This window comes from Mycobacterium sp. (assembly GCF_050701675.1).
In the GTDB taxonomy this organism is placed as follows: Bacteria; Actinomycetota; Actinomycetes; order Mycobacteriales; family Mycobacteriaceae; genus Mycobacterium.
The window spans coordinates 1-2,699 of the sequence record NZ_JBOGDD010000125.1 but is presented as its reverse complement, the minus strand read 5'-3'; the positions used below and the strand labels follow the sequence as shown (position 1 = coordinate 2,699).

The window sequence follows — 2,699 nt, the reverse complement described above, 5'->3', positions numbered from 1 at the left end:
GCCGGAAGGAATGTGGTCTCGAGGGCGAACGGGACGTCGTCGACGGAGCGCAGCCGATGAAACGCGTGCACGCTCGCGTGGTCGTCGAGCCCGAGTGCCAGCCGGACCGCAGGCGTCGGCTCCTGATGCTCGGCCCACAGCAGCCGCGCCGCCGGGTGCCTGCCGAGGCGGGAGACCTCCTCCGAGAAACTCCCGATGTGGAAGCGCACGCGCGGCTCGGCGACGAACGTCCCGCGTGGCGGCCGCCGGTAGACCACGCCCTCGTTCTCCAGCAGTGACAACGCCTGGCGGGCAGTCATGCGGCTGACCTGGTGTATCTCGGCGAGCTCGCGCTCCGACGGCAGTAGTGTGTGCGGTCCTAGCTGGTCAACGATGATGCGGTCGCGAACCTGCGCGGCGATCGCGATGTACCGCGGGGTCGCGGAAGGCTGCCGTGCGCTCCTCGATGCGGTCACCACAGCAGGGTAGCGCCGTCCCCTGACTCGAGAGCCCACCTGGTCTAGGCCACCTTCTGTAACAACCTCGTTGCCGGGCTTGACGGTGGTGCCCGGCACTCCCATACTTTGGTTCAGCCACATGGTCTATACCAACTGGAGGATCCAATGTCCGACGTGCATTCCGCCCCAGGGAGGGGCGATGAGGCCGAACTCGCCCAGTTCGGCTACAAGCAGTCGATGGAGCGACACACCGGCCGCTTCGCCTCGTTCGCCGTGGCCTTCGCCTTCGTGTCCATCGCCACCGGCATCTTCACCACGTACGGGTCGGTGCTGAACTCGTCGGGTCCCGTTGGGATCTGGACGTGGCCGATCGCCGTGGTGGGCCAGTTGGCGGTGGCCTTCGTGCTCGGCACGATCGCGTCCCGGATGCCGGTGACCGGGTACGCCTACCAGTGGATGTCGCGGCTGGCCAACTCGATTCTCGGCTGGATCATCGGCTGGATCTCGTTCACCTTCCTGGCCATCGTCGTGGTGGCAGTGGACTACACGATCGCCTCGACCGTGCTGCCGGTGCTGCTCAACTACGAGGGAACCAGCGCCGTCACGTGGACCGTGACCGCACTGGTGCTGTTGGCCCAGGCCCTCCTGCTCGCGCTGTCCACCAAGTGGAGTCAGCGCTTCAACAACGGCGCAGTATCACTCGAACTGATCGGGATGGTCACACTCACGGTGCTGCTGTTGATCGTCGCCGCCGTGCGTGGAGACATGGACGCTGGGAACCTGTTCAGCAAGGGAGCCGTTGCAGCAGAAGGATTCTGGAGTTTCGGAGACTGGACGTCCGCAGGTCCGTGGATGCTGGGCTTCCTGCTCGGTGCGTTCACCATCGTCGGCTTCGAATCCGCGGCCAACCTCGCGGAGGAGACCAACGACCCGGAACGGGTGGTTCCGCGGGCGATGTGTCAGGCCGTGCTCGCTTCCGGCGTACTCGGTTTCATCTTCCTCATCGCCGTCACCCTCGCCGCTGGCGACCCCGTAGCGCTGGCGGAATCCGGCACGCCGATCGCCGACGTCATCAAGAACACGCTCGGCTCGGTCGTCAGCACCCTGCTACTCCTGATGGTCGTGATCGCGATCTTCGCCTGCGGACTGGTGATCATGATGACGGGAGTTCGCTTGACGTGGGCCATGTCTCGCGACGAGCGCTTCCCCGGCTGGCAGCAGTGGAGCCGGATCTCACCGCGGTTCCACACCCCGTTGCGGGCAACGGTGCTGTTCGTCGTCCTGGCCGAGCTGATCCTCGCCATCTTCTCGCAGTCGGAGGATGCGCTCTTCACGCTGTTCGGTGCGGCCACCCTGCTGCCTGCGGTCATCTATGCCGCGACGGTGACGATGTACCTGGTCAAGCGCAAGGAGCTGCCCGTCAACGGCAAGTTCGACCTTGGTGCGTGGGAGAAGCCGATCCTCGTCGTCGCGGTCGTCTGGCTCGTCTTCGAACTGGCCCTGTTCCGCGATGCCAGCTTCAAGGACGCCTGGCTCTATGTCATCGTGATGGTCGTGATCGGCGCGGGTTACCTCGGCTTCCTACTCGCGCGGCGCGGCCGCGCCGGACTCGCGATGCCCGACCAGCACTCGATCGACGCGGTACTCGACGAGGAAGCGGGCACACACCGGCCATGACCCACGTACTGGCCATCGACCAGGGCACCTCGGGCACCAAGGCGATCGTCGTCGACGACGCCGGTCAGGTGATCGCCATCGCCGAGGTCGCACTGCGGCCCGAGTACCTGCCCGGCGGCGGTGTCGAGCAGGACCCCGAGGCGCTGTGGAACTCGGTCCTCGAGGCCGGGCGTCGTGCGCTCGACGAGGCGGGCGTGCCCGTGGACGCGGTGGCACTGGCGAATCAGGGCGAGACGGTCCTGGCGTGGGATCGCAGCACCGGCAGGCCGCTGACGCCCGCGATCGTCTGGCAGGACCGTCGCGCAGAGTCCATCTGCGCGGCGCTCGCCGCCTCGGCCGACGACGTGGCCGAGCGGACCGGCCTGGTGCTTGACCCGTACTTCTCCGCGCCGAAGATGGCGTGGATCCGGGCGAACCTGACCCGTGACGGCGTGGTGACGACCACCGACACCTGGCTGATCCACCGGCTCTGCGGCGCGTTCGTGACGGACGTTTCGACAGCCAGCCGCTCGCTGCTGCTCGACCTGAACACGGCGTCGTGGAGCGAGGACCTCCTCGAGCTGTTCGGGCTAGGCGACGAAGAGC

Annotated in this window: 3 protein-coding genes; 2 read left to right on the top strand and 1 reads right to left on the bottom strand. The window is 66.8% G+C overall.

Features of this window, described 5'->3' with window-relative positions:
* The coding region (locus ACRDUX_RS03795) for a GntR family transcriptional regulator (RefSeq protein WP_526411167.1) at nt 1-455 on the bottom strand (455 nt) is incomplete at its 3' end.
* 147 nt (nt 456-602) lie between these two features.
* Between ACRDUX_RS03795 and ACRDUX_RS03790 the strand changes: the two genes are divergently transcribed.
* Nucleotides 603-2,114: an amino acid permease gene (locus tag ACRDUX_RS03790; protein ID WP_526411165.1), complete on the top strand. Its 1,512-nt coding sequence runs from the start codon at nt 603-605 to the stop codon at nt 2,112-2,114.
* Nucleotides 2,111-2,699 (top strand): FGGY family carbohydrate kinase (locus ACRDUX_RS03785; RefSeq protein WP_526411163.1); only part of this gene is annotated, 589 nt, incomplete at its 3' end. The genes ACRDUX_RS03790 and ACRDUX_RS03785, both read left to right, overlap by 4 nt.